Origin of the sequence: Komagataeibacter rhaeticus, assembly GCF_003207855.1 — a bacterium.
Classification (GTDB): Bacteria; Pseudomonadota; Alphaproteobacteria; order Acetobacterales; family Acetobacteraceae; genus Komagataeibacter; species Komagataeibacter rhaeticus.
This window is the reverse complement of record NZ_NKTZ01000004.1, coordinates 30,627-54,385: the sequence shown is the minus strand read 5'-3', so window position 1 is coordinate 54,385 and position 23,759 is coordinate 30,627. Positions and strand designations below refer to the sequence as shown.

At 67.9% G+C, this 23,759-nt stretch carries 21 protein-coding genes; 6 read left to right on the top strand and 15 right to left on the bottom strand.

Annotation, left to right across the window (positions count from 1 at the left end; all coding sequences use genetic code 11):
- Positions 1 to 396: 396 nt before the first annotated feature.
- From CFR78_RS05945 to CFR78_RS05930, 4 genes are all read right to left on the bottom strand, one after another.
- Positions 397 to 1,917 carry an ATP-binding protein gene (locus CFR78_RS05945; RefSeq protein ID WP_034929297.1) on the bottom strand — a complete coding sequence of 507 codons (1,521 nt, stop codon included), beginning with the start codon at positions 1,915 to 1,917 and terminating at the stop codon, positions 397 to 399.
- Entirely contained in the window at positions 1,914 to 3,170 is a 1,257-nt protein-coding gene (locus CFR78_RS05940) for a BaiN/RdsA family NAD(P)/FAD-dependent oxidoreductase (RefSeq protein WP_034928921.1), read from the bottom strand. The genes CFR78_RS05945 and CFR78_RS05940 overlap by 4 nt, the downstream gene beginning before the upstream one ends.
- A gap of 3 nt (positions 3,171 to 3,173) precedes the next feature.
- On the bottom strand, positions 3,174 to 3,983 hold the full coding sequence (gene cysE, locus CFR78_RS05935) for a serine O-acetyltransferase (RefSeq protein ID WP_007398962.1): 810 nt from the start codon (positions 3,981 to 3,983) through the stop codon (positions 3,174 to 3,176).
- A 113-nt stretch (positions 3,984 to 4,096) separates the two neighbouring features.
- The gene (locus CFR78_RS05930) at positions 4,097 to 5,341 is read right to left on the bottom strand and encodes a UbiH/UbiF/VisC/COQ6 family ubiquinone biosynthesis hydroxylase (RefSeq protein ID WP_034928913.1); all 1,245 of its coding nucleotides are present in this window, start codon (positions 5,339 to 5,341) and stop codon (positions 4,097 to 4,099) included.
- 203 nt (positions 5,342 to 5,544) lie between these two features.
- On the opposite strand from CFR78_RS05930, the gene CFR78_RS05925 reads away from it, so the two are divergent.
- Positions 5,545 to 5,883 carry a P-II family nitrogen regulator gene (locus CFR78_RS05925; RefSeq protein ID WP_007398958.1) on the top strand — a complete coding sequence of 113 codons (339 nt, stop codon included), beginning with the start codon at positions 5,545 to 5,547 and terminating at the stop codon, positions 5,881 to 5,883.
- A 40-nt stretch (positions 5,884 to 5,923) separates the two neighbouring features.
- A complete protein-coding gene (locus CFR78_RS05920; protein ID WP_034928908.1) occupies positions 5,924 to 6,403 on the top strand; it encodes a hypothetical protein in 480 nt (159 codons plus the stop codon).
- Positions 6,404 to 6,443: 40 nt separating this feature from the next.
- Here the strand turns inward: CFR78_RS05920 and CFR78_RS05915 are convergent, their stop codons facing one another.
- From CFR78_RS05915 to CFR78_RS05905, 3 genes are read right to left on the bottom strand one after another with little or no spacing between them, the layout of a single operon-like run.
- On the bottom strand, positions 6,444 to 7,340 hold the full coding sequence (locus tag CFR78_RS05915; RefSeq protein WP_050800728.1) for a retroviral-like aspartic protease family protein: 897 nt from the start codon (positions 7,338 to 7,340) through the stop codon (positions 6,444 to 6,446).
- Positions 7,341 to 7,396: 56 nt separating this feature from the next.
- The gene (pip, locus tag CFR78_RS05910; protein WP_007398954.1) at positions 7,397 to 8,353 is read right to left on the bottom strand and encodes a prolyl aminopeptidase; all 957 of its coding nucleotides are present in this window, start codon (positions 8,351 to 8,353) and stop codon (positions 7,397 to 7,399) included.
- 12 nt (positions 8,354 to 8,365) lie between these two features.
- Complete coding sequence (locus CFR78_RS05905; protein ID WP_034929293.1) at positions 8,366 to 9,355, bottom strand: tyrosine recombinase XerC; 990 nt, start codon at positions 9,353 to 9,355, stop codon at positions 8,366 to 8,368.
- 120 nt (positions 9,356 to 9,475) lie between these two features.
- Here CFR78_RS05905 and CFR78_RS05900 point away from each other — a divergent pair, with 120 nt between their 5' ends.
- A complete protein-coding gene (locus CFR78_RS05900; RefSeq protein WP_034929289.1) occupies positions 9,476 to 11,722 on the top strand; it encodes a primosomal protein N' in 2,247 nt (748 codons plus the stop codon).
- A 113-nt stretch (positions 11,723 to 11,835) separates the two neighbouring features.
- On the opposite strand, the gene CFR78_RS05895 is transcribed toward CFR78_RS05900, so the two are convergent.
- Positions 11,836 to 13,521, bottom strand: a complete 1,686-nt coding sequence (locus CFR78_RS05895) for an NAD(P)/FAD-dependent oxidoreductase (RefSeq protein ID WP_034928905.1) — start codon at positions 13,519 to 13,521, stop codon at positions 11,836 to 11,838.
- A 148-nt stretch (positions 13,522 to 13,669) separates the two neighbouring features.
- Here CFR78_RS05895 and CFR78_RS05890 point away from each other — a divergent pair, with 148 nt between their 5' ends.
- The 3 genes from CFR78_RS05890 (at position 13,670) to CFR78_RS05880 (ending at position 17,210) form a co-directional block, all read left to right on the top strand.
- Entirely contained in the window at positions 13,670 to 14,761 is a 1,092-nt protein-coding gene (locus CFR78_RS05890; protein ID WP_034928902.1) for a cation diffusion facilitator family transporter, read from the top strand.
- A 22-nt stretch (positions 14,762 to 14,783) separates the two neighbouring features.
- Positions 14,784 to 15,686 (top strand): cation diffusion facilitator family transporter, encoded by a 903-nt coding sequence (locus CFR78_RS05885; protein ID WP_007398948.1) that lies wholly within the window; start codon positions 14,784 to 14,786, stop codon positions 15,684 to 15,686.
- Between the two features lie 168 nt (positions 15,687 to 15,854).
- Positions 15,855 to 17,210: a chloride channel protein gene (locus tag CFR78_RS05880; RefSeq protein WP_034928899.1), complete on the top strand. Its 1,356-nt coding sequence runs from the start codon at positions 15,855 to 15,857 to the stop codon at positions 17,208 to 17,210.
- Here CFR78_RS05880 and CFR78_RS05875 read toward each other — a convergent pair.
- The 7 genes from CFR78_RS05875 to CFR78_RS05845 all read right to left on the bottom strand — a co-directional run bounded on the left by CFR78_RS05875 (position 17,187) and on the right by CFR78_RS05845 (position 23,759).
- Entirely contained in the window at positions 17,187 to 18,230 is a 1,044-nt protein-coding gene (locus CFR78_RS05875; RefSeq protein WP_034929286.1) for a glycosyltransferase, read from the bottom strand. The genes CFR78_RS05880 and CFR78_RS05875 overlap by 24 nt on opposite strands.
- A 35-nt stretch (positions 18,231 to 18,265) precedes the next feature.
- Positions 18,266 to 19,333 (bottom strand): WD40 repeat domain-containing protein, encoded by a 1,068-nt coding sequence (locus CFR78_RS05870; protein WP_034928896.1) that lies wholly within the window; start codon positions 19,331 to 19,333, stop codon positions 18,266 to 18,268.
- Positions 19,330 to 20,331 (bottom strand): CobW family GTP-binding protein, encoded by a 1,002-nt coding sequence (locus CFR78_RS05865; RefSeq protein ID WP_034928894.1) that lies wholly within the window; start codon positions 20,329 to 20,331, stop codon positions 19,330 to 19,332. The genes CFR78_RS05870 and CFR78_RS05865 overlap by 4 nt, the downstream gene beginning before the upstream one ends.
- 119 nt (positions 20,332 to 20,450) lie before the next feature.
- Complete coding sequence (locus tag CFR78_RS05860) at positions 20,451 to 21,548, bottom strand: glycosyltransferase family 4 protein (RefSeq protein ID WP_034928890.1); 1,098 nt, start codon at positions 21,546 to 21,548, stop codon at positions 20,451 to 20,453.
- Positions 21,549 to 21,562: 14 nt separating this feature from the next.
- Positions 21,563 to 22,231, bottom strand: a complete 669-nt coding sequence (locus CFR78_RS05855) for a glutathione S-transferase family protein (RefSeq protein ID WP_007398943.1) — start codon at positions 22,229 to 22,231, stop codon at positions 21,563 to 21,565.
- Positions 22,224 to 23,324, bottom strand: a complete 1,101-nt coding sequence (gene mnmA, locus CFR78_RS05850; protein WP_034928886.1) for a tRNA 2-thiouridine(34) synthase MnmA — start codon at positions 23,322 to 23,324, stop codon at positions 22,224 to 22,226. Before mnmA ends, CFR78_RS05855 begins: the two co-directional genes overlap by 8 nt.
- Before the next feature lie 120 nt (positions 23,325 to 23,444).
- Positions 23,445 to 23,759, bottom strand: a complete 315-nt coding sequence (locus tag CFR78_RS05845) for a ferredoxin family 2Fe-2S iron-sulfur cluster binding protein (protein ID WP_034928884.1) — start codon at positions 23,757 to 23,759, stop codon at positions 23,445 to 23,447.

Below are 23,759 nucleotides of genomic sequence, written 5' to 3'. Positions count from 1 at the left end.
GCCTTCTGGTCCGTCCATGATGCCACGCTGTTTTACACGGACGTGCCGCCGTCCCATCGATGACGATGCAGGATGCGGGGAAGAACGGGACCCTGGCACAATCCGGCCAGACGCAATCTGGCAGGTTCCCGGTCGCCCCGGACGATTGAAGGTTCACCCGACAAGGGCTGCTTGCCGGATCAGCGGTTCCTTCCGCACGCCCCATGAAGGCCGGCACCGGCCGCGCCGGGCCCCAATCCGATCGAACATATCCTTGCCGCACCCAGGCCCCTGCTGCGAAAAGCGGCAGAACGATCCGTCGAGGCGACATGGAAACGCATCGGCTCGCCCCTCAATTACCTGCCACCACACGAATGTGCCAGTTACCTCAGGAACTCAGGGCATGCGGCCATCTCATCACGGAACACTCTGGCCGCCATTGCCACCATCGGGCATGGCGGGCGCGGTCTCCCAGCCGGGGCCGATAATGGCGGCGCTGCGGCGGCCCAGACCGTCATGGCGGAGCACGATCATGTTCTGCTCCTCCAGATAGGTCAGCTGGCGGCGGGCCCGGCCCAGGGAATGGGTACCGTAAGTGCGCGCGATCAGGCTGTCCGACGGGCAGGGCTGCCCCTGCAGTGCGGCACGCGCGATGAGCAGGAAGATGCCCTGCACGTCATCGGGCAGCACGGCGGCCATCTGCTCGGCCTGCTGCCACTGGCCGGTTTCCGCCGTGCGGGCATCCACGCCCGCACGCGCCACCGCCAGCAGGCGGCGGAAGCGCGGCATGTCCAGCGCATCGCGGCCCATGCCCTCTATGCGGCAGCGCACCAGAAAATCCTGATAGAGCACATGCACGGGGCGGAACCCCGCATCCTCATCGCGCAATATGTCGGTCAGGATTTCCAGAAAGCGCTGTTTCTGGGCAGCCGCATCCACCGGGGGTGCCTCTTCCATTTCCGCCGTCCCGGCCTCCACCGCCGCGGTCCCGGCATGGGCGGCAAGCTGGGCCAGGATATCGGGCGGCGGGCTGAAGCTGCGTGGCGGGCGGGGGGCCATCTCACGTTCGGGCACCGGGGTCAGGATCAGTTCACGGATTTCCTCCCCCACCGCCGCCGGTTCGAACGGCATGAGGGTGGGACCCGCCGAGCGGCTTTCGGTCTCGACCGGGCCGATCTTCACCGCCAGCGGCCTGCGCGATACGGCGGGCCCAAGGGCCACGAAATACCCCCGCTCCAGATCACGGAAGCTTTCGGCCTGCCTGCGCTCCATGCCCAGCAGGTCGGCCGCGCGCATCATGTCGATATCGAGAAAGGTCCGGCCCATGAGGAAATTGGACGCTTCGGCGGCCACATTCTTGGCCAGCTTGGCCAGGCGCTGGGTGGCGATCACACCCGCAAGCCCGCGCTTGCGGCCACGGCACATGAGGTTGGTCATGGCCCCCAGCGCGGCCCGGCGTGCCTCATCCGAGACCTCGCCCGCCGCCGCAGGCGCGAAAAGCTGGGCTTCATCCACCACCACCAGCACGGGGTACCAGTAATCGCGCGGCACCTCGAACATGCCGCCCAGAAAGGCTGCGGCGCGGCGCATCTGCACCTCCGCATCCACGCCCTCAAGGTTCAGCACGACGGAGGCACGATGCATGCGCATGCGCTCGCCCGCCGCCTGCAGGGCAGCCTCGGTATGTTCGGCGGCATCAATGACCAGATGGCCGAAGCGGTCTGCCAGGCTTACAAAATCGCCTTCGGGGTCAATGATCGCCTGCTGTACCATGCGGGCCGACTGTTCCAGCAGGCGGCGCAGCAGGTGCGACTTGCCGGAACCGGAATTGCCCTGCACCAGCAGGCGGGTGGACAGCAGTTCGGCCAGATCCATGGTTACCGGGGCATCGCCCGCCACGGCCCCGCGCCGGTCCCCGATCGTGATTGCAACACTCATGGCGCTGACGGATACCGCCCGCGCAGCGAGTCCCGCAACCATTCCCATGCGCCCTCACCCGCCAGCCGCCCGGTGGCCATGCAGCCCTGCAGCAGATAACCGCCGGTAGGCGCTTCCCAATCCAGCATCTCGCCCGCGGCAAACACACCGGGCCGCGCGCGCAGCATGAGCCGTTCGTCCAGCGCGGACCATGCAATCCCGCCCGCAACCGATATGGCGCGGTCCAGCGCAGCCGGCGCACGCAACACGACCGGCACGGCCTTGACCCGCCGGGCCAGGGCTGTCGGGTCGCGTGGCGGCGGTCCATCACCGCCTTCGCGCAGCAGGGCAATGGCTTCCGGTGCAAGCCGCAGTGCCTTGCGCAGGGTATTGGACAGGCTTTCGCGCGCCCGCACGCGGGCCAGACGGGTGGCGATATCCGCCACATCCAGCGCGGGCCGCAGGTCAACATGAACCAGCGCGTGCCCATCACGGGCAATCCGGTCACGAATCGCAGCCGACAGGGCATAGACCGCACCGCCTTCAATCCCCGCCTGTGTCACCACGGCCTCACCACGCACGGACGGGCCGCCTTCCAGCGCAAGGCTTATGCCGCGCAGGGGCGTGCCCGCGAACCGGGTGGTGAAATCCGTGCCCCAGTCGGTCACGAAGCCACAATTGGCGGGGGCAAAAGGCGCAACATCCACACCCAGCCCCAGCAGACGCTCACGCCACGCACCATCCGACCCCAGTCGCGCCCAGCTTGCGCCCCCCATGGCCAGCACGGTGGCGTTGACCCGCCAGCAGGCCGGGCCACCGGGGCCGGTGACGCGCAGCCTGCCCGCCGCGTCCCATCCTTCCCAGCGGTGGCGGGTCAGCAGGCGCACGCCCCGCCCCGCCAGCCGCGCCAGCCATGCGCGCAGCAGGGGGGATGCCTTCATGGCGCGCGGGAACACCCGCCCGCTGCTGCCGGTAAAGCAGGGCTGGCCCAGCCCTTCGGCCCAGGCCACCATGTCCTGCGGGGTGAAGGCGGCCAGGGCGCGCGACAGCATGGGCCGTGCCGCGCCGTAGCGGGTGGCGAACCGTTCGGCCGCCTCGCCATGGGTCAGGTTCAGCCCGCCACGCCCGGCCATGAGCAGCTTGCGGCCCATGGTGGGCATCTGCTCCACCACGCTGACAGCACACCCCCGGGCGGACAGGATCTCGGCACAGGCAAGCCCGGCGGGGCCGCCACCAATAACCGCGACATGCGGCCTGAAAACGAATTCGGTCATACGTCAGATAATATAGTCAATGGGCGGCAGCATCTGGTCCATGGTGAAGGCGGGCAGGCCGGAATGCCGCGTGCCCACCGGCCGGGCCGGGTTGCCCACCACCGTGGTGTAGGGGGAGACGGATTCCAGCACGATGGACCCCGCCCCCACCTTCGCCCCCTCGCCAATCTCGATATTGCCCAGGATCTTGGCCCCCGCCCCGATCAGCACGCCACGGCGCACCTTGGGGTGGCGGTCGCCCACGTTCTTGCCGGTGCCGCCCAGCGTTACCCCCTGCAGCAGCGAGACATCATCCTCCAGCACCGAGGTCTCGCCAATCACGATCCCCGTGCCATGGTCCAGCAGGATGCGCCGCCCCAGCCGGGCGGCGGGATGGATATCCACCGCGAACAGTTCGGAACACCGGCTCTGCAGGTGCAGGGCAAGGTAGCCCCGCCCGTTATGCCACAGCCAGTGCGCCACGCGGTAGCTCTGCACGGCGTGGTAGCCCTTGAAGAACAGGAATGGCGTGACGTATTCCGCCGTGGCGGGGTCGCGCTCACGGATGGCCACAAGATCGGCGGCGGCAGCCGACACGATATCGGGGTCCGCGTCGAATACTTCCGTCACCAGTTCGGCCAGCGCGTCATCCGCCACCGAACGGTCACCCAGCTTGCGCCCGATCAGGGCCGCCAGCGCGCCACGGAACGAGCCATGGTTGCGGATGCCGGTAGCCAGCAGCCCCTTGACCAGCGGGTCATTGCAGCCACACGCGCCACTGACGATTTCCTGCCACAGGGCATGGGGGTCCACATGCCCCAGCGTTGGCGGCATGACGGGCTGCCGGCGAGGCGGCATGGAAAGGGCAGCGGGCTGCTTTTCAGACATGACAGATCCGTTCCGGCCATTTGGCCCAGTTGAATACGTGCGGGCGGTGTGGCTGGCGCCTACAGCCCCATGGCGTGGCGGGCAAAGCTGCGGCGCAGCGGCGTGATGCGGTTAACGGCCGCAAGCCCCACGTCGCGCGCCAGCCGCAGCACGGGGTTGTCATTGCCAAACAGCCGCTCCAGCGCATCGGTTGCGGCCAGCATGAGCATGTTGGCCGGCCGGCAGCGCGCCTGATAGGCCCGCAGCACGTCGGGCGCGCCCACATCGCCCCCGCGTGCATGCACGTCCATCAGGATATCGGCCATGGCAATGACATCGCGGAAGCCAAGGTTAAGCCCCTGCCCCGCAATGGGGTGAATGCCATGCGCCGCATCCCCCACCAGCGCCAGCCGGACATCAGTATAACGCTGCGCGTACTGCGCGGAAAGCGGATACACCCAGCGCTGCCCCACGGGGGTGACGGCGCCCAGCCATTCATCGCCCATGCGGCGGCGAATTTCATGGGCAAAGGCTTCATGCGGCAGTTCGGCCAGACGATGGGCCACCTTCTCGCCCTCGGTCCAGACCAGGGCGGACAGGTTGGGATATTCCGCCGTGCCCGCCATGGGCAGCTGGGCAAAGGGGCCGGCGGGCAGGAAATGCTCCAGCGCGCGCCCGCCATGCGGGCGTTCATGCGCCACGGCGCACACGATGCCGCACTGGTTATAGGGCAGGCGGGTGACGGCAATGCGCGCCTGTTCACGCAGCGGGCTGCGCCGCCCTTCGGCCGCGACCACAAGGCGGGCATGGATCACACGCCCGCTGGCGGTGCGGATTTCCGCCCCTTCGGGCCTGCGGGTCACGGTCCCTTCATCGGGGGCGAATACATGCACGCCGGGCGTGGCATACAGGCTGGCATTCAGCGCCACGCGCAGGGCACGCGCCTCGATCATGGCGCCAAAGGGCTGGTCGGCATCATCGGGGCCGAATTCAAGGAACAGGCGTGAGGGCGGCCGCCCCGGCCTGCCATCGGTCACGCGGATTTCGCGTATGTCGCACGACTCCATGGGCAGGCGCTGCCACACGCCCGCTTCCTCCAGCAGGCGGCGCGAGCCTGCGGCAATGGCATAGGCCCGGCCATCAAAGGCCGGATGTTCCATGGGGGGCAGGGCCGCACGGTCGATAATGGCAACCTGCAGCCCCGCCGCCGCCAGGCGGCAGGCCAGTGTCGCCCCCACGGGCCCGGCCCCCACAATGCAGACATCGACCCCGATGGCCCCGGATATGGCCCCGGATGCGGTGGAGGATGGCGTGTTCGCGTTCATGTCGTTTCCTGTTCTGGACCCAGTGCGGGCGGCAAGCCCACCGGATTTACTCCCCCCCGGTGGCAGCGCACAAGCATGGCCGCCTGCCCGGACGGTGCGAAGGCGGATGACATGCATCATCCGATCAGGGTATAGACGGAGCGGTTACCCTATCCTTCACACACGGTCAGCCGGCCGGTACAGCAAAATGGAGACCCGGTGCGATGAAGCTTGTCACAGCCATCATCAAGCCTTTCAAGCTCGACGACGTGCGTGAGGCCCTGACCCCCCTGGGGATACAGGGACTGACCGTATCGGAAGTCAAGGGCTTTGGCCGCCAGAAGGGACAGACCGAGATCTATCGCGGCGCGGAATATCATGTAAGCTTCCTGCCCAAGATCAAGATCGAGGTTGCCGTAACCGACGAAATGGTCGAACAGGCCGTGGAAACGATTCTGGAAGCCGCCCATACCGGCAAGATCGGCGATGGCAAGATCTTCATCTCCCCGCTGGACAGCGTCATCCGCATCCGCACGCGCGAGACGGGTGACAGCGCACTTTGAGCCTTCTTTTTTTCCGTCATTTCAGGATTGATACCGCAACATGACTTCATCCCTCCGCTTCAAGATCGCAGCCGCGTCGGTTCTGGCGCTGACCCTTTCCGCCGGTGCGGCGCAGGCCCGCGATACATCCAAGGCCTGCCACCAGAAATTCGTGGCCGCCCGCACCGCGGGCAGCCTGAATGGCCAGAGCTACAAGGAATTCAAGACCGCCCAGTGCGGTGACACCGCCAGCGCCGACACCACCGCCAAGCCGGCCGAAGCCCCTGCCGCGGCCCCGAGCGCCCCGGCGGCCAAGCCTGCCGCACCCGTAGCGGCAGCAGCGCCCGCCACAGCGACAAACGCCACCATGCCCAGCGCCATTGCCGAGAAATACAGCAAGGAATCGGCAGGCAAGGCCCGCATGCACACCTGCCTTGACCAGTACAACGCCAACAAGGCCACCAACGCCAATGGCGGCCTGCGCTGGATTCAGGCAGGCGGCGGCTACTACAGCGTGTGCAACGCGAAGCTCAAGGGCTGAACGGCCTTTCATCCGGCCCCATGACCCCGGGCCGGACGGGTCAGCCGCCCGGCCTGCGCGCGGGGCGGACGAAGGCCTGGTTCGTGGCATAGGAGATCCAGACCCTGTGGCCCGCGAACCAGTCCGAGCCGAGCAGCATTTCCAGATGCTCGCGCAGCGGGGCCACGGTCAGCGTGACATTGCGCTCAAGCTCGTGGCCGACCTGCAGGGTGGCAAAACGGTGCCAGTGATAGATATCCTGATGCCCGTCCACCCCCGCCGTGACCCCGCCGGGGTCACGCGCAAGTTCCGACTGGGTGATACCCGCGCGATGCGCGATTTCGGGCGAGACGATGCGTGAACGCGCGCCACTGTCCAGCAGGGCCGTGACCGGCCGGCCCGCAAGCTGGACTTCCAGCAGGAAGCGGTTGTCCTGCCTGCGCAGCGGCAGCGTTTCATACGGCCCGTCCCATGCCGGCAGCCGCGCGCAGGCGACTGACGCGTGCCGGATGTCCCAAAGCGCCAGCGTGCCGCCCGCCACATCCATGTCCAGGTCGAAGCGCGACAGGATATCCCCCCCCAGCAGCCCCGCGACCGGCGGGTGGATCATCGGCTGGCCCGGCAGTTCGCCCACCGGCACGGAGCGCGCGCCAAAATCCACGCCGCCCACCCGCAGGTCGGGCACGATGGCATTGGGGGTGGCCTGCGCGACACCGCCGGTTCCGTGCACGACCGTCTCGTGCTCGGGGTCCAGCCTCAGGCGCAGGTAACCCACCATTTCCGGTGTAAGCAGGCCGCCATCGGAACCCGTATCCACCAGCGCGCTCAGGCTGTGGCCCGCAATACTGACCACGATGGACAGGTACCCCCCGTCATCGCGCAGCGGCACCTGGGCCACACGTTCGTGGCTGCACAGACGCGGCGCCTCCTGCGCCATGGCACTGGCCATGCACAGCATGCCGCCCGCCAGCAGGGCCAGCAGGCGGCAGGAAAACCGGGCGGGGGCACCTGCCATCAGGCAAGACGCCGGGCCATGGCATCCGTCGCCGCCAGCAGGGCGGACTGGATGCCGGGTTCGGTCATGGCATGGCCCGCGTCCTCCACAAGCTGGAAATCCGCCTCCGGCCAGGCACGGTGCAGGTCCCATGCGGTCCGCACCGGGGTGGCCACATCATAGCGCCCCTGCACGATCACGGCGGGAACATGCCGGATGCGCGCCACGTCACGGATCAGTTGGCCTTCCGCCAGCCAGCCGGCATTGACGAAGTAGTGGTTCTCGATGCGCGAGAACGCCAGCGCGTAACGCGGGTCGGCATGGCGCGTGAGCGTGCCCTCGACCGTACGCAGGGTTATGGTGCGCCCTTCCCACATGCTCCAGGCGATGGCCGCCTTCATCTGCTCATCCGCGTCATGCCCGGTCAGGCGGCGGCTGTAGGCTGCCATCAGGTCGGCACGTTCTTCGGGGGGGATGGGGGCCACGAACTGCTCCCACAGGTCGGGGAACAGCCATGACGCGCCATCCTGATAGTACCACAGCAGTTCCGACCGCCGCAGGGTGAAGATGCCGCGCATGACCAGTGCCGTCACCCGCCGCGGGTGCGCCTGCGCATAGGCCAGCGCCAGCGTGGACCCCCATGAACCGCCAAAGACCATCCATGACCCGGCCCCCGTCAGTTCGCGCAGCCGCTCGATATCGGCCACGAGATGCCATGTGGTGTTGTTCTCAAGCGATGCATGCGGGGTGGAACGCCCGCAGCCACGCTGGTCGAACAGCAGGATACGGTAGCGCGCGGGGTCGAACATCTGGCGCTGGAAGGCCGAGCACCCGCCGCCGGGGCCGCCATGCAGGAACACGACCGGAATGCCGTCGGGATTGCCGCACAGTTCCCAGTACACGCGATGCCCCTCACCCGTATCAAGCCAGCCATGGTCATATGGGTCGATCGGGGGATAGGCGAACCGCTGGGCCATGGGCATTCCTGTTCAACGTACTGTATCGGGCGGGGTATCGGTGGCATGGGGATGGGCGCGTGTCCAGACATCCATGAGCCGCGCCTCATCGGCAAGGGTATAGCGCTGGGTGGTGGACAGGCTGGCATGGCCCAGCAGGTCCTGTATCACCCGCAGGTCAGCCCCCCCTTCCATCAGGTGGGTGGCGAATGAATGCCGCAGGGCGTGCGGGGTTGCATGCTCCGGCAGGCCCGCCATGTGCCGCCAGGTGCGCATGGCGCGCTGGGCAATGCCCGCCTGCAGCCGCCCGCCGCGCACGCCCACGAACAGCGGCGCATCCGCCTGCGGCAGCGGATGGACACCGCGCCAGCGCCGGAGCGCCGCCATGACCTGCGGCAGCACCGGCACCATGCGCTCACGCCCGCCCTTGCCCTGTATGCGCAGCACGCCATCGCCCTTTGTGCCTTCCCCCAGCGCCTGCGCCCGGTCAAGATCGCGCACGTCCAGTCCCAGCGCCTCCGAAATACGCAGCCCGCAGCCGTACAGCAGCATGAACAGCGCGCCATCGCGCACGCGGGCAAGCGGGGTATGGGCAATGTCGGCAACACCTTCGGGCACCTCCAGCGCCTGCGCGGTTGGCAGCGGGCGCGGCAGCGGGCGGCGCGTGCGCGGGGTTGCCAGCAGGCCGGGGGCCGGATTGTCCACCCCATGGTAGCGGGCAAGGTAGCGGTAGAAAGACCGCAGGGCCGAAACCCGGCGCGCGCGCGTGCGGGCCGCGCGGTCCTGCGTGGTGGCGCGGCGGCCGCTCAGGGCGGCGGCATGTTCATGCGCAAGCCATGCCCGCAGGTCGGCCAGCGACAGGCCGGCCAGTGCCGCAAGATCCGGCCCGGCCCCCAGGTGCCCGACCAGAAAGGCAAGGAAACGGTCCAGGTCACCCCGATAGGCCGCAAGCGTAAGGGGGGATGCCCGGCGTTCGGTTTCCATCCAGTGCAGAAAGGCGTCCCGCGCGCCGGTTGCCGTCATGTCTGCCATTGCCTGCCCGATCCCCGTTTTCATGCCCCTGTCACGGACTGCCGGGGCCATGTGCGCGCCACACATGACCAATGGACAAGACACGGGCGATGCATGACGGTAGAAAAACGCATGCCCGACCGCAATCCCATACAGACGGACCTGCTGCCCCCCCCTGCCGGAAGCGCGCGCGTGCGGGTCATGCTGACCCTGCCCTTTGCCGGGCCGCTGGACTATATGCTGCCGCCCCGGCTGGCGGGGGCGATGCCGGGGGATATTGTTACCGTGCCGCTGGGCCGCCGCACGGAAACGGGGGTGATATGGGACGCCACATCCCGCCTGCCGCCGGAATTCACGCCGCCCCCACAAAAGGACGTGCCCACCAGCCGCCTCAAACCCGTGGCCGCACGGCTTGACCTGCCGCCCCTGCCCGCCCAGTTGCGCCAGTTTGTGGACTGGGTGGCGGCCTATACCCTCTCGCCGCCGGGCATGGTGCTGGCCATGGCGCTGCGGGCCAATGCACTCGCACCGCTGCCCAGACCGGCCACGGGCTGGATCGCCGCCCCCACCGTGCCGTCCGGGCTGCGCCTGACCCCTGCGCGCCAGAAGGTGCTGGAACTGGCCACCACCGCCCTGCCCACGGCGGAACTGGCGCGCCGTGCCGGGGTCGGGGCCGCCGTGATTCGCGGGCTTGCGCAGGCCGGGGCACTGACGGCGGTGGAGATCCTGCCCCCTCCCCCCTTCGCCCTGCCCGATCCCGCCCACTGCCCCCCGCAACTGGAGGGCGAGCAGGCCGAGGTCGCAGCCCAGCTGCGCGCACGGGTGGACGAAAACGGTTTTTCCATCACCCTGCTCGAAGGGGTAACCGGGTCGGGCAAGACCGAAATCTACATGGAGGCGATTGCCGCCTGTGTGGCGGCAGGGCGACAGGCGCTGGTGCTGCTGCCTGAAATCGCCCTTTCCGCCCAGTGGACGGGCCGCTTCGCCCGCCGTTTTGGCGCGGAACCGGCCCTGTGGCATTCCGATCTGGGCGCCCGCCTGCGCAGGGTGACGTGGCGGGCGGTGGCCGATGGTACGGCGCGCGTGGTAGTGGGCGCGCGCTCGGCGCTGTTCCTGCCGTTTGACCAGCTTGGCCTGATCATTGTGGATGAGGAACACGAAACCGCCTTCAAGCAGGAAGATGGCGTAACCTATCATGCCCGCGACATGGCGGTGGTGCGCGCGCGCATGAGCCAGGCGCCCATCGTGCTGGTTTCGGCCACCCCCAGCCTTGAAAGCCTGGCCAATGTGGGCGCGGGCCGATACCGGCACCTGAAGCTGAACGCCCGTCATGGCAACGCCAGCATGCCGGATGTGGAAACGCTGGACATGCGCGCCGACCCGCCCGAGCGCGGGCTGTTCCTCTCCCCCATGCTGACCGGCGCGATCAATGACGCGATCGGGCGCGGCGAACAGGCCATGCTGTTCCTCAACCGCCGGGGCTATGCGCCGCTTACGCTGTGCCGCACCTGCGGCCACCGCATGCAATGCCCCAACTGCACCGCGTGGCTGGTGGAACACCGCGCGCGCCATATCCTGACCTGCCACCATTGCGGGTATGACGAACCCATTCCCCAGACCTGCCCCAAATGCGCCGATGCCGACAGCCTGACCCCCATCGGCCCCGGCGTGGAACGCATAACCGAGGAAGCGCGCGCCACCTTCCCCGATGCGCGGATACTGGTCATGGCCAGTGACACCCTGAATGGTCCCGCCGCCACCGCCGCTGCCGTGGAGCGCATAGCCCGGCGTGAGATCGACCTTGTGATCGGCACCCAGATCGTGGCCAAGGGCTGGCATTTCCCGCATCTGACACTGGTGGGCATCGTGGATGCGGACCTTGGGCTGGGGGGTGGCGACCTGCGGGCATCCGAGCGCACGGTGCAGCTGCTCCACCAGGTGGCGGGCCGCGCGGGGCGGGCGGAGGCGCCGGGGCGCGTGCTGTTGCAGAGCTACGTGCCCGACCACCCGGTCATGCAGGCGCTGGTATCGGGCGACTTTGCCAGTTTCATGCAGCAGGAGGCCGAACAGCGCCGCCCCGGCTTCTGGCCCCCTTATGGCCGGCTGGCCGCCGTGATTGTCAGTGCGGAGGCACCGGATGCGGCCGACCTGACCGCCCGCGCGCTGGGCCAGAACGCGCCCCGGCTGGATGGCGTGCAGGTACTTGGTCCCGCACCCGCGCCGCTTGCCATCCTGCGCGGGCGGCACCGCTTCCGCCTGCTGCTGCGCGCGCGGCGCAACATTGCGGTGCAGCCGATCATGCGCGAATGGCTCTCACGCGTGAAACCCGAGCGCGGGGCGCGGATTGATGTGGATATCGACCCGGTCTCGTTCCTGTAAGAAACCAGACGATTTAAAATACAGAAGTTTCCGGGTGCCGCCTTTTTTCAAGAAGGCGGTGTTCTTCGAAGCTTTTTGAAAAAAGCTTCACCAAAAACTTTTATCCGTTTTTATTACTGCGCTTCCGTCGCGTGCGTCATGCCGCGCTGGAGCGCCTGTTCCACCTTGCGGCCCGCAAGCGACAGGGCCACGGCCTCGGCAATGCGGATGCCGTCAATCCCGGCGGACAGGATGCCACCGGCATAACCCGCCCCCTCACCCGCCGGGAACAGGCCGCGCACGTTGATGCCCTGCCCATCCGCCCCGCGCGGAATGCGCAGCGGCGAGGAGGTACGCGTCTCCACCCCGGTCATGACCGCATCGCGCATGGAAAAACCGGCCAGTTTGCGATCAAAATGGGGCAGGGCCTCGCGTATGGCATCGATGGCAAAACCGGGCAGGCAGCGCGCAAGGTCGGTGGGGGTAACACCGGGGCGATAGGACGGCACGACATCCCCCAGTGCGGTGGACGGCCTGCCATCAAGGAAATCCCCCACCATCTGGGCCGGGGCGAAATAGGCGCCGCCACCGGCTTCATACGCCTTGCGTTCCCACTCGCGCTGGAAGGCAATGCCCGCCAGCGGGCCGCCGGGGTAATCCTGTTCCGGTGTCACGCCCACCACGATGCCCGCATTGGCATTGCGCTCGGCACGGGAATACTGGCTCATGCCGTTGGTCACCACCTGCCCCGGCTCGGACGTGGCGGCCACCACCGTGCCGCCGGGGCACATGCAGAAGGAATAGACCGCGCGGCCATTGCCAGCATGGTGCACCAGCTTGTAATCAGCCGCCCCCAGCAGGGGAATCGGCTCGGGCTGGCTGTAGCGCGCGGTATTGATGACGGATTGCGGATGCTCGATCCGCACCCCGATCGAGAACGGCTTGGCCACCATGGCCACCCCCGCCGCATGCAGCGACTCAAACGTATCCCGCGCGCTGTGGCCTATGGCCAGCACCACATGGCCGGTCACGATTTCCGCCCCGTCCGCCAGCAGCAGGGCGGCGATGCGCTGGCCGCCCGCCCCGTCATCGCGCATCACGAAGTCACGCACATGCGCGCCAAAGCGGTATTCGCCACCAAGGGATTCGATCTCGGCCCGGATATGCTCCACCATCGAGACCAGCCGGAACGTGCCGATATGCGGGCGGGAGAGGTATTCGATTTCCTCCGGCGCGCCGGCACGCACGAATTCGGCCAGCACCTTGCGCCCGTAATGGCGCGGGTCACTGACCTGGCTGTACAGCTTGCCATCCGAGAAGGTACCCGCCCCCCCTTCCCCAAACTGCACGTTGCTTTCCGGTGTCAGGATGGATCTGCGCCACAGGGCAAAGGTATCGACCGTGCGCTCACGCACCACCTTGCCGCGTTCCAGCACCAGCGGGCGCAGGCCCATCTGCGCCAGCACCAGGGCTGCCATCAGCCCGCACGGCCCGGCCCCGATCACCACCGGCCGCGTAAAACCGGGCCGGGCGGCGATCCGCGCGCCATCATCGATGACGAAGCGGTAGGCGGTATCGGGGGCCGGCATGATATCCCGCGCGCCGCCATGGGCGGCCAGGACAGTGGCCTCGTCCCGCACGGTACAGTCAACGGTATAGACCAGCACGATCCGCCCCCGCCTGCGGGCATCGTGCCCCCGGCGGAATATGGTGATCTGCCCCACGTCCTCCACCGCCACGCCCAGCCGTCCGGCCACGGCGCCACGCAGCGCGTCCTCCGCATGGCCAAGGGGCAGGCGCAGTTCGGTCAGTCGGATCATGGGGCGTGTCCTTGCTGGCAGGAGGCGGGTGGAGGTGACTTATCACGCCCCCGCCCCGCGCAAAACGTGCTAAGTGGTGGTGACAGGGCCTGACCTTCTGCTAGGAAGGCACGCGACCCTTGTCTTCCCTGCAGACGGACACAGCCCCATGGGCGAATGCCAACACGATCATGGCCCTGACGGCCATGCCCACATGGCCGCGCACAACCACGCGCATGACGGCCACGCGGCCCATGGCCATACGGGGCACGACCATGACGGGCATGAGGGGGACAGCCACAACCATGCGGGCCATGACTGCGGGCATGACCACGGCCATGGCGGGCTGTTCGGCCACCACCATGTGCACACGCCTGCGTCCTACGGGCGGGCATTCGCCATCGGCATTGCCCTCAACCTTGTCTATGTCATCGGGGAAGCGGCATGGGGCGTGCGCAGCCATGCGCTCTCGCTGCTGGCGGATGCGGGGCATAACCTGTCCGACGTGCTGGCGCTGGGGGCGGCATGGCTGGCCGAAGCGCTCTCACGCCGCGCGCCCACCACCAATTTCACCTACGGGCTGCGCCGGTCCTCCATCCTGGCCGCCCTTGGCAACGCCATCGCCCTGCTGGTGGTGACGGGGGGCATCATGTGGGAAGCCGTGCTGCGCCTGATCCACCCGCACCCGGTGGCCGGGGTGGCGGTCATGGTGGTGGCGGGCATCGGGATCGTGGTGAATGGCGCAACCGCGCTGCTGTTCGCCAGCGGGGGCAGGAAGGACCTCAACCTGCATGGCGCGTTCCTGCACATGGCGTCGGACGCGGTGATGTCACTGGCGGTGGTGGCGGGCGGTGGCGTGATCCTGCTGACGGGATGGCTGCGAATCGACCCTGTCATCTGTCTTGTCGTCTCGCTGTCCATCATCCTGGCCACATGGTCGCTTCTGCGGGATTCGCTGGACATGGCGCTGGACCGCGTGCCGCGCGGCATCGACCCGGCACAGGTGGCCGCCTTCCTGCGCACGCTGCCCGGCGTGTGCGACCTGCATGACCTGCATATCTGGCCGATCAGCACGACCGAGACGGCGCTGACCGTCCATCTGGTGCGTGACGCGCGTGAAAGCGGCCACCCGGCCGAAGGGCTGCTGAACCTGGCCGCGCGCGAACTGGACGCACGCTTTGGCATCGTGCATCCCACTTTCCAGATCGAGACCCTGAGCGATGCCGACAGCTGCATCCTTGCCAGTGCCCACACCATCTGAAAACAAGGACCGCCCGGCCGGCATGTCAGCAGAACCCGATACCAAGATCCTGGCTGCATGGTGCAGCGTTGCCATAAGCCTTGTGGCCCTGGGCATGAAATACGCGGCGTGGCGGGTGACGGATTCCATCGCGCTGTATTCCGACGCGGTGGAGACGATCATCAACGTGGTTTCCGCCGTGGCGGGACTGTGGGCGCTGCGGGTGGCCAGCCTGCCGCCCGACCACAACCACACCTATGGCCATTACAAGGCCGAATACCTGTCCGCCGTGGCCGAAGGGGTGCTGGTTGTCATCACCTCCATCACCATCGCGCATGAAGCATGGATCGGCTTTGCCCACATGCACGCGCCCGAGGATTCGCTGCTGGGCATAAGCCTTAATGGCGGGGCGGGAGTGCTCAACCTGGGGTGGGGGCTGGTGCTGCTGCGCCTTGGGCGCGCGCACCATTCGCCAGCCCTGGTGGCAAGCGGGCACCATGTCCTGTCCGATGTATGGACATCCGCCGTGCTGATCTGCGGGTTCATCCTGATCCCGCTGACCGGCTGGCTGTGGCTTGACCCGCTGCTGGCGGCCATGATCTCGCTCAACGTGCTGCGCACGGGGTGGGACATGATGCGTACCTCCATCGCGGGGCTTATGGATGAGGCCCCCAATTCCGAGACCCTGGCCGAGATCCGTTCCATCATCTCCCACACCGCCACCGGCGCGATGGAAGCCCATGACATCCGCGCGCGCATCGTGGGGGCGATGACCTTCATCGAATTCCATCTTGTCGTGCCCGGCACGATGAGCGTGGAGGACGCCCACCACATCTGTGACCGTGTGGAGGAAGGGCTGCGCGCGGGCGTGGGGGACGCATTGATCAACATCCACGTCGAACCCGAACGCAAGGCCAAGCATACCGGCGTGCTGGTCCTGCCCTGAACCTGCGGCCGACCCGGCCGCCATTATGAAAATGCCCGGCTGGCCTGCGATAAAAACCCCCCTTGTCGCGCAACCGGGCTGCTACCCCCCGGTTTACCAGTCAGTGCTGTTGCTGAAAGTTCCCTGCCGGTCATGCGAACCGACCTAACCGAGATCCGCCGACGGCACATGCGCCACCTGCGCCGTTCCGCCCGCATCACCACCGAACAGTGGCGGCGCAAGCTTGCCTGCTGGGCGGCCGCCGTGGTGGTGGGGGTGGTGGCCGTGGGCTTTGCCATGGCGGCCGATGCCGCGGCCACCGTGCGCGGCCATATCATTGCCGTAAGCCCATGGATCATGCTGGGCCTTACCCCTGCGGGGCTGGCGCTTTCCACATGGCTGACCCGCACATGGTTCCGCGGCGCGCAGGGCAGCGGCATACCGCAGACCATCGCCACCCTGCACCTTGAAAACTTCGCCATCATCGACCGGCTGCTCTCGCTGCGGGTAGCGACGGGCAAGATCGTGCTGACCACGCTGGGGCTGGTGGCCGGTGGCTCCATCGGGCGTGAGGGGCCGAGCGTGCAGATTGGCGCCGCCATCATGCATGCCTGCGGGCGGTGGCTCAACCTGTCCACCGTCAGCATGCGGCGCGGGCTGATCCTGGCGGGGGGCGCATCCGGCGTGTCGGCGGCATTCAACACGCCGCTGGCCGGAATCGTCTTTGCCATCGAGGAACTGAGCCACTCGTTCGAGCAGCGCACCAGCGGCACCATGCTGACCGGCGTGATCCTGTCGGGTGTGACCGCCATCGCGCTGGTGGGCAATTACAGTTATTTCGGCCACACCGACGTGGTCGTGCCCATTGGCATAAGCTGGATCGCGGTGCCGACCTGCGGCATTCTGGGCGGGATTGGCGGCGGGGTGTTCTCCGCCATCCTGATCCGCGCGACCCGTGGGCTGCCGGGGGGACTGGGCCGGTTCGCGCGCGGCAGGCCGGTGGCGTTCGCCGCCACCTGCGGGCTGCTGCTGGCCGTGATCGGCATTGCGTCGGATGGCATCACCTATGGCACGGGCTACGAACAGGCGCATGAAATCATAGATGGCAGGACGCACTATCCCGCGTCTTTCTTCATCCTGAAGTTCATCGCCACCATCATTTCCTACTGTTCGGGCATACCGGGGGGGCTGTTCGCGCCCTCGCTGGCCATTGGCGCGGGTTTCGGGGGATGGGTGGCGCAGTTCCTGCCGCATACCACGCCCGGCGCGGTGGTGCTGCTGGGCACGGTGGCCTATTTCTCCGCCGTGGTGCAGTCACCGCTTACCGCATCGGTCATCGTGATGGAAATGTGCGATAACCAGCAGGTCACACTCGCGCTGCTGGCCACGTCGTTCCTGGCCTATGGCGTCTCGCGCATGATCTGCTCGCAGCCGCTTTATGCCGCACTGGCCGAAGCCTTCCTGGATGGCATGGCCACGGCACCGCGCGCGCCTGCGGCCGCGCCGCCGCCTGCCCCGCCGCTACCGGCCCCCGCCGCGCGCTGACAGCACGCGGTCGTACAGCGCCAGCCACTGGCGGGTCACCGCCTGCGGGGTGAAACCCGCATCATACTCCCGCCTGCCGCCCGCCACGATGCGTGCGGCAAGCGCCGGGTCATCCAGCACCCGCCGCAGGGCGGCCGCCAGCGCCGGTGCATCGTCAATGGGCACCAGCATGCCGTTTTCCCCGTCACGCACATGGGCGCGCGGGCCTGCGGCGGCACAGGCCACCAGCGGCACATCCATCGACCAGGCATCCAGGATGACGGTGCCAAACGGTTCGTAGCGCGAGGGCAGGACACAGATGTCGGCCGCCGCCAGCAAGGCCCCCCGATCCGTGCGCCAGCCCAGGAAATGCACCCGCCCCGCCACCCCCAGCCTTGCCGCCCGCGCCGCAAGCGCCGCATGCAGTTCCCCTTCGCCCGCCAGCCAGACATGGCAGTCCGGCAGGTCCGGCAGGGCATCGAGCAGGGTTTCCAGCCCCTTGGCCGGATGCAGGCGCGAGAGCACCAGCAGCACGCGGGCATCGGGCGGAGTATCAAGGGCGTGCCGCGTCACCGGCGGCGCCGGTGTGACGGAGGAAAAGGTGGGCACATAGGCCACCCGGTCCGCCGGGGCGCCGCGTTCGCGCATGGACTGCGCCATGTCCGGCGTGCAGCCGACAAACCAGTCACAATGCGCGAAGGGGCGCAGGTCCTTGTAATTGCCAAACCAGCCAATGACCGGCACGCCGGTATGGGCGGGCACCAGTTCCGCCGCGCGGCGCAGCCAGCAATGGATCAGGTCGGGCCGCATGCGCGTGATCAGCTGGCGCATGGCGTGGCGGGCCAGCGGCCGGAAGGGAAGGCGCAGCGGCAGGGTATCCACCGCCACGCCCCCGGCGCGCATTTCCGCCAGCCGGGGGGCGGCAGGATGCAGCACGGCGCATTGCGCAGGCCCGGCCTGCTGCAGGCCCAGCATGGCATCGGTGGCGTAAAGCTCCGCCCCGCCATTGCCGCGTGCCGCCATGACATGGAGTACCCGCATGACCGTGTTTTCCCCTTCCGCGTGGCGGGGCACCTTCAGCGCGCCGAAAGGTCCACCACGCTCGCACGGCCGTCTTCCGTGCCGAAGGCAAGGGCGCAGCCATCGGGGCTGAAGGCCAGTGCGGAAACCGCCTCCCCGCCCCCCATGCACACCGGCAGGATGCGCTGCGCCCCGGTATCGGCCATGAGCACCGAGCCATCGGCAAAGCCCGCCGCCACGATATCATGCACCGGATGGCAGGCCACGCGGGTGCACATCACCCCGGGAATGCCGCCAGCCTCCGCCGGGGGCTTGCCCATCGGGCCGCCACCGAAGAACGGCCACATGACAATCGTGTCCGCCCCGCTGGTCACCAGCCATTTGCCATTGCGGGTGAACGCCATGGACTGCACCTTGGACGGGTAGCCGCTCATGCGCATGTTGTGCCCGTCCGACAGCCGCCAGCCATGCAGTTCCGATTCCTGCATGGACGTGACCAGCGCCTCGCCGCCCGGGTGGATGGCAATGCCGATATGGCTGCCCTTCCATTCCAGCGGGCGCACGGTATCCACCTTCGCCTGCACGAACCACATCGACGCGCCGTTGTAGTGCGAGGCCGCGATGCGCTTGCCCTTGGCATCGAACACGATGCCGCTGACGGTGGAAGGGTGCTCCAGCACCTTGAGCGTCCCGTGGCCACCCGCATCCCGCAGTTCGACCTGCCTGCCGGATGCAAACGCGATCACCCCACCCTTGCCCTTGTCGTCGCACCATGTGGTGACGTGCTCGATCCAGCGGCGGCCGCGCACAAGGTCGCTTACGCTGCCATCAGCCGCCATCCGGCGCAGGGTGTTGTCATCCCCGCCGGTCAGGAAGCCGGTCGGCGCGGCATCCGGGGCCACGGCCAGGATCGCGCCGTCATGCACGGTCTGGACATTCCATGCATCCGCGCGGCCCCAGTCCGCCCGGTCGGCCAGCACCACGTCCCCTTCCCCCGTAACAAAGGCAACCTGCTGGCTGTCACGCGCAATGGCGCAGCCGGTCACATGGCCTTCAAGCTGGCGGATGGCCCCACGGCGTTCAAGCAGGGTGGGGCCCATGGCATCATTCACGGTATCGCTCATTTCGCACGGCAGCTTTCAAAACCACGGCGCAGTTGCGGGCGGTTGAGGTTGCGGCCAATGAATACAAGGCGCGAGACACGCGGCTCGCCTTCCTTCCACGGGCCGATAAAGCCGCCATCGGCCATCATGTGCACGGCCTGGAAGGCAAAGCGCTGGTCCTCGCCCGCATAGTTCAGGATGCCCTTGGCGCGCAGGATATCGGCCCCCTGCTCCTGCAGCACGGCACCGATCCATGCCTGGAACTTGGCAGCATCCAGCGGTTCCTCCACCTCATAGGACAGGGAGGTCACGTCCGCCTCATGCGAATGGCTGGTGTCCTCAAGGAAATGCGGCGCATGTTCAAGCGCGCGCTGCAGGTCAAAGCCGCCCTGGTCCAGCACATCGGACAGCTTCACATCCCCGCGCCGCGCGCGGTGGAGGCGGGCGACGGCATTGATGGAACGGATGCGCTTTTCTATCGCCTCAAGGCCCGCTTCATCGACAAGGTCGGTCTTGTTGAGGATGATGACATCGGCAAAGGCGATCTGGTTGACCGCCTCGGGGCTTTCCTCAAGCGTCTGGATGACGTTGTAGGCATCCACCACCGTGACAACGGCATCGAGCCGGGTCCTGCCGCGCACGTCCTCGTCCACGAAGAAGGTCTGGGCCACGGGGGCGGGATCGGCCAGGCCCGTGGTCTCGACGATGATGCCATCGAATTTGGCGCGCCGCTTCATCAGGTTGCCAAGGATGCGGATCAGGTCGCCGCGCACGGTGCAGCAGATGCAGCCGTTGTTCATCTCGAACACTTCCTCGTCGGCATCCACCACAAGGTCGTTGTCCACGCCAAGTTCACCGAACTCGTTCACCACCACCGCGTATTTGCGGCCATGCTGGGCGGTCAGGATGTGGTTGAGCAGCGTGGTCTTGCCCGCACCCAGAAAGCCCGTCAGCACCGTAACCGGCACAAGGGCGTTCTGGGCTGCGGCATCGGGCGCTGCCTGGGCGGTATCGGACATGGGGCCTCCGGTCTTTCAGTGTTATCTGGCAACTGTGCAGGATGCTGGCGTAAGCCGTGTTCCGACCAGATATAGGGCCATGGGCCGGCCTGTCCCATACCCGACGGTGCAGAAAAATGTCAGCCGGGGTGGCGGTGCAGGCATGCCATGCGCAATGCGGCGCGGCGGGCACGGGCGTGGGCCATGCCAAAACGCGCGGCCTGCTGGCGCCCGCGCGCGGCAAGGGCCGCGCGGGCGTCCGGGTCCGCCATCAGCCCGCCCACCACCCGCGCAAGCCCGGATGCGGGTTCTGGCGGGCACAGCATCCCCCCTTCGCCCACCACTTCGGGCAGGCCGCCATGGGGGGCGGCCACAAGGGCCGCGCCTGCCGCCATGGCCTCCAGCGCGGTCATGCCAAAGGGTTCGGGCCAGCGGCTGGGCACGACCACAATGGCGGCCCGCCCCATGGCCGCCAGCACATCCGCGTGCGGGCGGTAGCCTGTCATGTCCACCCCTGCCGCGCGGGCCTGCGGCAAAAGGCCGGTCACAAAGGGCGTGGGCTGTACATCGGGGCGGAATCGGTCGGCCCCGATCATGCCAAAGCGCCAGCCCGGATGGGCCGGGGCCAGCAGCCCGCAGGCGGCCACGAACAGGTCCGCCCCCTTATCCGCCACCACACGGCCCGCAAACAGCACGTACGGGTCACGCTGCGCCATGGGCATTACCCGTTCGGGCAGCGCAACCCCGTTGGGCGAGACGCCAACCCGTTGCGCGCACGCGGCCGGCAGGCCATCCAGGAACCGCGCCCTGAGCCAGCCCGACACACAGGCCACATCCATCACCCGCAGCAGGTCACGCCGCAATGCGGGCGTGTCGGCCCCACGCATGCCCTGCGGGTCGTTATGCAGCACCAGCAGCACGCGCTGGCCGGGCCTGCGGCGGGCAATGTAGTGGGCGGTATCGGGGCGGTTATGCACCTCCACCACGGCGGGGCCGATGCTGGCCACGGCACGCAGGGCGGCCGCGGCATAACGCAGGCTGCGGCTGCCCGGGGGCCACAGGCCGGGCTGGATGGCGCAGTATTCATGGTCGGGCAGCAGGGAAGGCCCCGCAGGCGGCGGCCCCACGATCACATCCTGCGCCCCGGCAAGGGCCGCCACCTGCAGGCCGATCGCGCCAACCGCGCCGGGGCTGAACCCCTCACGCGCGGGCAGCACCACGGCCACGCGCCATGGCATGGGCGCGGGCGGGTTCAGGCGATATCCTCAAAGCGGGACTGCTGCCAGGCTACCGGTTCGTCCGCCGCCTGCGCGTACCACTGCGCCACCAGCGGATGGGCGCGCACGGCGGCCATGTAAGCCTGCGCGGGCGCGGACGGGCTGACCCCATAGGACAGGAAGCGCGAGACGATGGGCGCGAACATGGCATCCGCCATGCCGAATTCCGCACCGAACAGGAAATCCCCCCCCTTGCCGAAATCCAGCCGCGCCTCGGTCCAGATGGCGTCGATGCGGGTGATGTCGGCATCGATATCGGGTGTGGTGCCACCTGCCAGCGGGCGGTTGTCGCGCCCGGTATTCATGGGCATGGCCTGACGCAGGGCACGGAAGCCCGCATGCATCTCGGATGCGATGCTGCGGGCATAGGCACGCGCGCGTGCATCGGCGGGCCACAGGCCGGGGGCCTGCTCGGCGCAGTATTCGCACAAAGCCAGGCTTTCCCATACCGCAATGCCGTTGTGCTCCAGATAGGGCACCTTGCCATTGGGCGAGAGGGTCGCGATGGCCGCCGTCTGCCCGTTATCGGCCAGCGGGATCAGCTGTTCCCGTACATCCAGCCCCGCCAGCCTGACGGCAAGCCAGCCCCGCAGTGACCATGAGGAATACCGCCGCGTGCCGATCACCAGCATGCCATCACGCATCCGACACGCCCTTTTCTTCACTGTCGGGCCGGCGGATGAAACCGCCGCCCAGCACCCTGCTGCCATCGTACAGGACACAGGCCTGCCCCGGCGCGGGCACGGCCCCTTCATCCAGTTCCACCCGCGCGCCCCCATTCCCGGCCTGCCATATGGTGGCCGGGCGCGCGGCCTCCCGCGCGCGGATCTGGACCGCGCAGCGCAGACCATCCGGCCCCGGCGGGGACACAAGCCAGTTCATGTCGCGCAGCATGAGCGTGCGCGTGACCGCCTGCGCGCGCGGGCCGATCACGACCCGCCTGCTGGCGGGCTGGATACCCACTACCATCTGGCGCGCGCCATCGCGCATGGCGGCATTACCCAGCCGCTTGCTCTGGCCCACGGTGTAACGGGTCACACCTTCATGCTGGCCCACCACGTGGCCGGACTGGTCCACGATCTCACCCGCCCCTGTCACATCGGGACGCAGTTTTTCCACCAGCCCGGCATAGGACCCATCGGTCACGAAGCACAGGTCCTGGCTGTCGGGCTTGGCGGCAACACTCAGGCCAAAACGTTCGGCTTCCGCCCGCACGGCGGCCTTGTCGGGCATGTCGCCCAGCGGGAAACGCAGGAAATCAAGCTGGTCACGGGTCGTGGCGAACAGGAACCATGACTGGTCACGCCCGGCATCGACCGGGCGGTGCATCTCGGGGCCATCGGGGCCTTCCACGCGGCGCACGTAATGCCCGGTGGCCATGGCATCCACCCCCAGCTCGCGCGCCATGCCCAGAAGGTCGGTAAACTTCACGCCCTGATTGCAGGCCACGCAGGGCACGGGGGTTTCACCCGCCGCATAGGCATCGGCGAAGGTGCCGATCACGCTGTCATGGAAACGGCGCTCGGCATCGATCACATAATGTGGGATGCCCAGCCGGTCGGCCACGCGGCGGGCATCGTGAATGTCACGACCCGCGCAGCACGCGCCCTTTTTCGTGCTTTCGCGTGAATCATAAAGCTGGAGGGTCGCACCGATCACCTCGTGCCCCTCGTCCACCAGACGGGCGGCAACGACGGAACTGTCCACCCCGCCGGACATGGCCACAAGAATGCGCATGGCTTGGTTCCACTTCCCGATGACAGGCAATGCCCGCAGGACTATCCGCCCCCGGGCATCGCACGTCAAACATCATGTTGCGCGCACGTCACGACGCGCGGTGTATCATGGCGACTGCCGTCAGGACGTGCGCGGCAGGCGCACCACCAGGCCGTCCAGCGCCTCGGTCATCACGATCTGGCAGCCCAGGCGCGATGTCTTTTCCAGCCCGAAGGCCAGGTCGAGCATGTCTTCCTCGTCCTCGGTCGGCGGCGTGAGCCTGGGCGCCCATTCGGGGTCCACCACCACATGGCAGGTGGCGCAGGCCAGCGAGCCTTCGCACGCGCCTTCAAGGTCGATCCCGTTTTTATGAGCGATTTCCAGAACGGACAGGCCCAGCGGGGCCGCGACTTCGCGGCGGCTGCCGTCACGCTCGATGAATGTTATATGCGCCAT

Excerpts from the sequence above, each read along its gene's own strand:
- CFR78_RS05945 (WP_034929297.1), bottom strand. The coding sequence starts at position 1,917 with ATGAGTGTTGCAATCACGATCGGGGACCGGCGCGGGGCCGTGGCGGGC.
- CFR78_RS05940 (WP_034928921.1), bottom strand. The coding sequence starts at position 3,170 with ATGACCGAATTCGTTTTCAGGCCGCATGTCGCGGTTATTGGTGGCGGC.
- cysE (WP_007398962.1), bottom strand. The coding sequence starts at position 3,983 with ATGCCGCCAACGCTGGGGCATGTGGACCCCCATGCCCTGTGGCAGGAA.
- CFR78_RS05930 (WP_034928913.1), bottom strand. The coding sequence starts at position 5,341 with ATGAACGCGAACACGCCATCCTCCACCGCATCCGGGGCCATATCCGGG.
- CFR78_RS05925 (WP_007398958.1), top strand. The coding sequence starts at position 5,545 with ATGAAGCTTGTCACAGCCATCATCAAGCCTTTCAAGCTCGACGACGTG.
- CFR78_RS05920 (WP_034928908.1), top strand. The coding sequence starts at position 5,924 with ATGACTTCATCCCTCCGCTTCAAGATCGCAGCCGCGTCGGTTCTGGCG.
- CFR78_RS05915 (WP_050800728.1), bottom strand. The coding sequence starts at position 7,340 with ATGCTGTGCATGGCCAGTGCCATGGCGCAGGAGGCGCCGCGTCTGTGC.
- pip (WP_007398954.1), bottom strand. The coding sequence starts at position 8,353 with ATGGCCCAGCGGTTCGCCTATCCCCCGATCGACCCATATGACCATGGC.
- CFR78_RS05905 (WP_034929293.1), bottom strand. The coding sequence starts at position 9,355 with ATGACGGCAACCGGCGCGCGGGACGCCTTTCTGCACTGGATGGAAACC.
- CFR78_RS05900 (WP_034929289.1), top strand. The coding sequence starts at position 9,476 with ATGCCCGACCGCAATCCCATACAGACGGACCTGCTGCCCCCCCCTGCC.
- CFR78_RS05895 (WP_034928905.1), bottom strand. The coding sequence starts at position 13,521 with ATGATCCGACTGACCGAACTGCGCCTGCCCCTTGGCCATGCGGAGGAC.
- CFR78_RS05890 (WP_034928902.1), top strand. The coding sequence starts at position 13,670 with ATGGGCGAATGCCAACACGATCATGGCCCTGACGGCCATGCCCACATG.
- CFR78_RS05885 (WP_007398948.1), top strand. The coding sequence starts at position 14,784 with ATGTCAGCAGAACCCGATACCAAGATCCTGGCTGCATGGTGCAGCGTT.
- CFR78_RS05880 (WP_034928899.1), top strand. The coding sequence starts at position 15,855 with ATGCGCCACCTGCGCCGTTCCGCCCGCATCACCACCGAACAGTGGCGG.
- CFR78_RS05875 (WP_034929286.1), bottom strand. The coding sequence starts at position 18,230 with ATGCGGGTACTCCATGTCATGGCGGCACGCGGCAATGGCGGGGCGGAG.
- CFR78_RS05870 (WP_034928896.1), bottom strand. The coding sequence starts at position 19,333 with ATGAGCGATACCGTGAATGATGCCATGGGCCCCACCCTGCTTGAACGC.
- CFR78_RS05865 (WP_034928894.1), bottom strand. The coding sequence starts at position 20,331 with ATGTCCGATACCGCCCAGGCAGCGCCCGATGCCGCAGCCCAGAACGCC.
- CFR78_RS05860 (WP_034928890.1), bottom strand. The coding sequence starts at position 21,548 with ATGCCATGGCGCGTGGCCGTGGTGCTGCCCGCGCGTGAGGGGTTCAGC.
- CFR78_RS05855 (WP_007398943.1), bottom strand. The coding sequence starts at position 22,231 with ATGCGTGATGGCATGCTGGTGATCGGCACGCGGCGGTATTCCTCATGG.
- mnmA (WP_034928886.1), bottom strand. The coding sequence starts at position 23,324 with ATGCGCATTCTTGTGGCCATGTCCGGCGGGGTGGACAGTTCCGTCGTT.
- CFR78_RS05845 (WP_034928884.1), bottom strand. The coding sequence starts at position 23,759 with ATGGCGCATATAACATTCATCGAGCGTGACGGCAGCCGCCGCGAAGTC.